The sequence below is a fragment of the Nocardia sp. NPDC055029 genome, from assembly GCF_053608525.1.
Genome location: NZ_JBSGVQ010000034.1, coordinates 82,875 through 89,220, shown reverse-complemented (window position 1 = coordinate 89,220; position 6,346 = coordinate 82,875). Strand labels below are relative to the sequence as shown.

Here is a 6,346-nt window from a genome sequence, read left to right as displayed (position 1 = left end):
GGGGCGGTCAGGCCGCCCCCGCCGGACCGCATCGGAGCGGGTCAGCGGCCGCGTTCGAGTCCGCGCGGATCGATACTGCGTTCGATGCCTGCCCGCCGCGCGCCCGCGTTCGTGCGCCGGATCGCCTCGTCCGGCGAAATGCCCTGTCCCATCTCGACCAGCATCCGCACTTCGGCCAATTCCGGTGCGACGCCTGCCCGTTCGAGATGGGCCGCGATGGCCGCGCGCCGCTCGACGGAGTCGTAGCCCACCTGCGGTGCGTTCGCGCCGACCGAGGCCGCGGTGCTCGCGAACGGTGAGGACGGGTCCTTCTCGAGGGTGAGTCCGCGTGTCTGCGTCGACTTGGTGCCGACCGACATCATCTGCACCAGTTCGATATTGCGCGGGTCCTTGGCCTTCAGATCGCGGGCCTCGCGGATCTGGAGTTCCTTGGCTTCCTTCATCTTCGCCTCGACCGCCTTGACGCGGGCCTCGGCCTCTTTCTGGCCGGCCTCACGCGACTTGAGGGCGACCAGGGTGGCCATCTGCAGCATGATTTTCATCATGGACGCCGTTTCGCTGCCGATGTCGTCGAGTTCCGCCATGACTGCTCCCCGATGCTGCTGTGGAAGTGGACATCTGAGCCTACCGCGCGAAGGACACGACTGTATGTCTGGCGGAGCCACGCGAGGCAGGTGTCGAGAAGTTTCGGTGGGCACGGAGTGGCGGGGGAGAAAATGCGGAACGAGCCAGCATCGGCCGGACGATCCATAGGATTGCCTTGCCTCTGATGATCTTCCGACGGTGTCGAGGCGATGACACCGGAAAAGGGCCGGACACCGTGACGGCGTCCGGCCCTTTCGGTGCCGTGTGTGGGGCTGTCAGCCCACCTTGACGGTGTTGAAGCTGATCGGCATCTTGGGCTTGCCGCCGCCCGCCGACATGGAGCCGTCGTCGCCCGCGGCGCCGACCTTCGCCAGCGTCTTCAGGCCCGCCTCGTCGATGGTGCCGAAGATGGTGTACTTCGGCGGCAGGATGGTGTCGCCGTAGACCAGGAAGAACTGGCTGCCGTTGGTGCCCTCGGGAGTCAGGCCCGAGTTCGCCATCGCGATCACGCCGCGCTGGTACTTGACCGGGCTTTCCAGGTTCGGATCGTTCGCCGGGTACTGATCGGTCGGGTACTCGTTGGCGAAGCTGTAGCCCGGGCCGCCCATGCCGGTGGCGGTCGGGTCACCGCACTGCAGCATCTCGAAGCCGGTCTCGGCCGAGATGCGGTGGCAGCTGGTGTTGTCGAAGTAGCCCTGCTGGGCCAGGCTCACGAAACTGTTGACGGTGCACGGCGATGCGGCACTGTCGAGCTCGAGGCCGATCGGGCCCTGGGTGGAGTCGATGGACACCTTGGTCTTCGGCGCGTCGGGGCCGGAGGCGACCGTGGTGGTGCTCGGCGGCGCCACCGGCTTGGCGGCGGGCTCGGCGCCGACCGGGTAGGCGCAGTCGACGGTGGCGGGCTTGGCGGCGACCGCGGGCGCGTCCGCGGCGGGCGGCAGTTCGCGCTTGCTGGTGGTCGTCGCGCTCGCCGTGGCCGAGGATTCCGGCTCGTCTCCGCCCTTGGTGAGGAAGTACACGCCGGTCACGGCGGCGGCGACCACGATGACACCGAGTACCGAGCCCGCGATCACGAGGCGCTTGCGCTTCTTCTCCTGCTCGGCCCGTCGTTCCAGCTGGCGCTCCAGCTTGCGCTTGGCCGCCGCCCGTCGCTGTTCGTTACTCGGCACTACCGCGTTCCTCCCGTGTCGTCAGATTCGTCTAGAGGGTAACCGGTTGGACGCGAGGGGCGCCCGTGGGGAAAACTGGATGATCGTGACCAAGACCAGCAGCTTCACCGCCCCGAAGGGGGTCCCGGATTACGTGCCCCCCGGCTCGGCCGAGTTCGTCGCCGTGCGCGACGGCTTGATCAACGCCGCCCGACTCGCCGGGTACGGGCACATCGAGCTGCCGGTATTCGAACAGACCGCCCTGTTCGCGCGTGGTGTCGGCGAGTCGACCGACGTGGTCAGCAAGGAGATGTGGACCTTCGCCGACCGCAACGGCGAGAGCTTCACCCTGCGCCCCGAAGGCACCGCCGGCGTCATGCGCGCGGTGATCCAGCACGGTCTGGACAAGAGCGGGCAGCTGCCGCTCAAGCTGTGTTACGCCGGTCCGTTCTTCCGCTACGAGCGCCCGCAGGCTGGCCGGTACCGGCAGTTGCAGCAGGTCGGCATCGAGGCGATCGGCGTCGACGACCCCGCGCTCGACGCCGAGGTCATCGCCATCGCCGACGCCGGATTCCGCGGCCTCGGCCTGGACGGGTTCCGGCTCGAGATCACCTCGCTCGGCGACGAGACCTGCCGCCCGCAGTACCGGGACCTGTTGCAGGAGTTCCTGCTCGGCCTCCCGCTCGACGAGGAGACCCGCCGCCGCGCCCAGATCAACCCGCTGCGCGTGCTCGACGACAAGCGGCCCGAGGTGCGCGAGCTGACCGCGAACGCGCCGTTGATGATCGATCACCTCTCTGAATCGGCCAAGACGCACTTCGAGCAGGTGCTCGCCCACCTCGACGCGCTCGGCGTGCCGTACGTGGTGAACCCGCGCATGGTCCGCGGCCTGGACTACTACACCAAGACCACCTTCGAGTTCGTGCACGACAAGCTGGGCGCGCAGTCCGGCATCGGTGGCGGTGGCCGCTACGACGGGCTGATGGCCGAACTCGGCGGGCAGCCGCTGTCGGGCATCGGTTTCGGTATCGGTGTCGACCGGACCGTGCTCGCGCTGGCGGCCGAGGGCAAGGCGGCGGCCGACCCGGCGCGCTGCCAGGTCTACGGCATCGCCCTCGGTGACGCGGCCAAGGCGCGGCTGGTCGCGCTCGCGGGCGATCTGCGCGGCGCGGGGATCAGCGTCGACCTGGCCTACGGCGGACGCGGGATGAAGGGCGCCATGAAGGGCGCCGACCGCTCCGGCGCGAAATACACGCTGGTGCTCGGCGATCGCGATCTCGAGGAGCACTCGATCGGGGTCAAGGAGATGGCGACCGGCGAGCAGCGGCAGGTGCCGCTGGGCGAGGTCATCGGCGTGCTGCGCAGCGCACTCGGCAACTGAGCCCGGCGCGTCCCGGCGCGGTAATCTGACCGCGCCTCGGACCGGACGGGCCGGTCCGGGTGGAGAGGGACATCGTGGACGGGGAGTCCGGGCGGGCGGCGGCGGAACCGGTCGGCATCGACCTGGTGGCGCCCGAAGTGTTCGCGCCCATGTTGCGCAGGCTCGCGCTGGCCGCGCTCGGCGTCGGCATCGGCGTGACGCTGCTGTCGGCGGTGTGGGTGAGCTGGCCGTACGCGATCGCCCTCGGGCTCGTCGTCGCGGTGCCGACCATCGGCTACGTGTTCGCGTTCCGGCGCAGGCGGATGTGGTTGAGCGGCACCGAGATCCGCGCGCACCGGCTGCTCGGTGAACATCGCATCGACCTCGCGGACGCGAGCGGCGTACAGCTGCTGGTGTTTCCGGGCAGGCTGAGCCGGATCGTGCTGAAGGTGACCGCGGGCGCGGACATCCAGCTGGTGCCGCTGGCGATGTACACCGACGCGGGCAGTGGGCGGGAGCTGCATCTGCTCGGGCTGCGCAAGCTCGCCGACGCGCTCGCCGCCAGCGAACTCGCCGCCGCCGTCGTCGTCTCGGAGGTGCTGGTGCAGCAGTTGCGGGCCGAGGCGCGCGATGCCGGACTGGGGGAGCGGCCGCTGTATCGCGGGGTGCGTCTGGTGCGTGTGAAGGACGTCGTGTCACCGGTGGTGCTCACCGATTCCGAGGTCGCCTCGCTCGTGTGAGCGCCCGGCTCAAGCGAACAGCGCGAGCTGGGCGTCCGGGGGTGCCATGGTCGGCGGCGTCGGTGTGGTGCGGCCCTGGGGACGGCGTAGATCGTAGGCGGCGAGCAGCGGGTCGACCCGCTCACGAAGCCAGGCGCTGTAGGCAGGGGTGACAGTGCCGCCGCGGCCGTAGAGCTGGCGATAGCGCCGCAGCAGCGCCGGGTGTTCGGTGGCCAGCCAGCTCAGGAACCAGCCGCGCGTGCTGCCGCGCAAGTGCATGGGGAAGGCCATGGCGCTGTCGGCGCCCGCGTCGGCGATCGCGGCGAACAGCGCGTCGAGATGAGCGCTGCCGTCGGTGAGACACGGGATGATCGGGGCCGCCATGACGTGGACGGCGAAGCCCGCGTCGGCGAGTGCGCGGACCAGGTCGAGGCGCGCGCGAGGAGTGGGTGTGCCGGGTTCGAGGCTGCGGTGCAGGTCGGGGTCGAGGATGGCGATCGACACCGCGACGCTCACCGCCACCCGCCGCGACGCCTCGGTGAGCAGCGGCAGATCACGGCGCAGCAGTGGACCTTTGGTGAGAATCGAGAACGGCGTGCCCGAGTCCGCGAAGGCGCCGATGATGCCCGGCATCAGGCGATAGCGGCCCTCGGCACGCTGATAGGGGTCGGTATTGGTGCCGAGCGCCACCGGTTCGCGCTGCCAGGACCGGCGCGCCAGTTCGCGGCGCAGGATCGCGGCGACATTGGTCTTCACCACGATCTCGGAATCGAAATCGTTGCCTGCGTCCAGGCCGAGATACTCGTGGCTGCCGCGCGCGAAGCAGTACCGGCAGGCATGCGAACACCCGCGCATCGGATTGATCGTCCAGCGGAACGGCAGCGAGGAACTCTCCGGCATCTTGTTCAGCGCGCTCTTGCAGAGCACCTCGTGGAAGGTCATGCCGTCGAACTCGGGGGTGCGGACGCTGCGAACCAGCCCGGCCCTGGTCAATCCGGGCAGGGCGCCGTCATCGGCGTCGAGGGTCTGGGCTTGCCACCGCACCCCATGAGTCGAACATGTGTTCGATGTGGTGTCAAGCGTGGTCGACCCCGGCTCTCTACAATCGTCCGCAGTGGCTTCCTCGGCGAACAGGGGAAATGGCATGACAGCGGCAGAGAAGATTCTCATTGTCGGCGGCGTGGTGACACTCGCCTATGGCGTGCTTCTCGGTAATCCGATGACGGTGTTGCGGATGCGCTCGGGTCATCCGCCGACGCCGCGCTATCTCACCGTCGCGCACGTCGGCGCGGTGCTCCAAGGCGCTGTTCTGCTCGGCCTGGTGTGGCCGGCGCGCATGTCGACTCTGCCTGCCGGGTGGAACACCGCCGCGGCCTGGCTGGTCGTGGCCTCCGGGGTGTTCATCGCCGCCAAGGACACGATCAATTGGCTCACGGGCGTCGGCGACGAATTCGCCGAGCACGCGCGCACCGGACCGTTGGGTTTCGCCGGTGCGGTCACCATCACGGCGGGGCTCGGGATCTTCCTCGTCGGGGTTCTCGTTGCCCTCTAATGCGCTGACGAGCGGCCGTACAAAACCAGACTGGACGGCCGCATTTTGGTTGATTCGCGCGTAAAATCGCTGGTGGCGGACCGTGTGGCCCGGTTTTCGGTGGTGTTGTCTCGGTAAGAAGTGTTCGATGGAAAGACCGGTGTTGGTCGCGGCCGTCGCTCAGCTCGTCCTCGGCCTGCTGTTCCCGGGTGCCATCTCGGCGCCCCCGGTGTCCTATGTCGCGATCGGTGACTCCTATACCGCCGCGCCCGGTTTGCTCGATCCCGCTCCCGGCAGCCCGCCGCTGTGCACGCGATCGGCGCAGAACTATCCGCATCGGCTGGTCTCGGCGACCGGGTGGGAGCTCACCGATGTCAGCTGCGCCTCGGCGGCGACCGCGCATATGAGCACCGCCCAATATGCCGATCAGCCCGCGCAATTCGACGCGCTCTCGCCGCGGACCGGGGTCGTCACCTATCAGATCGGTGGCAACGACGGCAATCTGTTCCAGACGATGGTCATGTCGTGCGTAGCGCTCAATCTCGGTAATGCCGCCGGTGTCGGCACACCGTGTCGCGACGCCTGGGGATCGCGCTTCAGCGACGACATCGCCGCCTACGAGCCCGCGATGGGTGCGGCCATCGGACGCATCGGGACACTGGCGCCGAACGCGCGCGTGTACGTCGTCGGATATCCGGCGGTGCTGCCGGAATCGGGCAGCTGCTATCCACAGGTTCCGCTCAGCCCCGGCGATATCGCCTACGCGCGCGATGTCGAGAAAGACCTCAATGCCGCGTTGCGTCGCCAGGCGGAAGTCAACGGCGCGAGCTACATCGACATCTATACCCCGAGTATCGGGCACGATGCCTGCCGTGACCTGGCAACCCGGTGGATCGAGCCGCCGGTGCCCGGTCAGCCCAATGCGACTCCGGTGCACCCCAACGCCGCCGGTCAGCAGGCCACGGCCGACGTCATCCGCGCGGCCGTGGCGGCGTAGGGGCGT

At 68.9% G+C, this 6,346-nt stretch carries 7 protein-coding genes; 4 read left to right on the top strand and 3 right to left on the bottom strand.

Translation table 11 applies throughout. The features are described from left to right. Positions 1–41 precede the first annotated feature (41 nt). Both ACWF9G_RS25770 and ACWF9G_RS25765 read right to left on the bottom strand, forming a co-directional pair. Entirely contained in the window at positions 42–584 is a 543-nt protein-coding gene (locus ACWF9G_RS25770; RefSeq protein WP_379311362.1) for a hypothetical protein, read from the bottom strand. Between the two features lie 276 nt (positions 585–860). After that, the gene (locus ACWF9G_RS25765; RefSeq protein ID WP_379311363.1) at positions 861–1,754 is read right to left on the bottom strand and encodes a peptidylprolyl isomerase; all 894 of its coding nucleotides are present in this window, start codon (positions 1,752–1,754) and stop codon (positions 861–863) included. An 85-nt stretch (positions 1,755–1,839) separates the two neighbouring features. Here ACWF9G_RS25765 and hisS point away from each other — a divergent pair, with 85 nt between their 5' ends. Both hisS and ACWF9G_RS25755 read left to right on the top strand, forming a co-directional pair. Next, positions 1,840–3,114 carry a histidine--tRNA ligase gene (gene hisS / locus ACWF9G_RS25760; protein ID WP_189023716.1) on the top strand — a complete coding sequence of 425 codons (1,275 nt, stop codon included), beginning with the start codon at positions 1,840–1,842 and terminating at the stop codon, positions 3,112–3,114. 74 nt (positions 3,115–3,188) lie between these two features. Further along, positions 3,189–3,833: a hypothetical protein gene (locus ACWF9G_RS25755; RefSeq protein WP_452518415.1), complete on the top strand. Its 645-nt coding sequence runs from the start codon at positions 3,189–3,191 to the stop codon at positions 3,831–3,833. Between the two features lie 9 nt (positions 3,834–3,842). On the opposite strand, the gene ACWF9G_RS25750 is transcribed toward ACWF9G_RS25755, so the two are convergent. Beyond that, entirely contained in the window at positions 3,843–4,856 is a 1,014-nt protein-coding gene (locus tag ACWF9G_RS25750; protein WP_452518413.1) for an Rv2578c family radical SAM protein, read from the bottom strand. 100 nt (positions 4,857–4,956) lie between these two features. Here ACWF9G_RS25750 and ACWF9G_RS25745 point away from each other — a divergent pair, with 100 nt between their 5' ends. Continuing rightward, a complete protein-coding gene (locus ACWF9G_RS25745) occupies positions 4,957–5,364 on the top strand; it encodes a hypothetical protein (RefSeq protein ID WP_452518412.1) in 408 nt (135 codons plus the stop codon). Positions 5,365–5,491: 127 nt separating this feature from the next. Then, the gene (locus tag ACWF9G_RS25740; protein ID WP_452518410.1) at positions 5,492–6,340 is read left to right on the top strand and encodes an SGNH/GDSL hydrolase family protein; all 849 of its coding nucleotides are present in this window, start codon (positions 5,492–5,494) and stop codon (positions 6,338–6,340) included. Positions 6,341–6,346: the final 6 nt, after the last annotated feature.

Bases quoted from the DNA above. Each gene is read 5' to 3' on its own strand.
- ACWF9G_RS25770 (WP_379311362.1), bottom strand. From the start codon at position 584: ATGGCGGAACTCGACGACATCGGCAGCGAAACGGCGTCCATGATGAAA.
- ACWF9G_RS25745 (WP_452518412.1), top strand. From the start codon at position 4,957: ATGACAGCGGCAGAGAAGATTCTCATTGTCGGCGGCGTGGTGACACTC.
- ACWF9G_RS25740 (WP_452518410.1), top strand. From the start codon at position 5,492: ATGGAAAGACCGGTGTTGGTCGCGGCCGTCGCTCAGCTCGTCCTCGGC.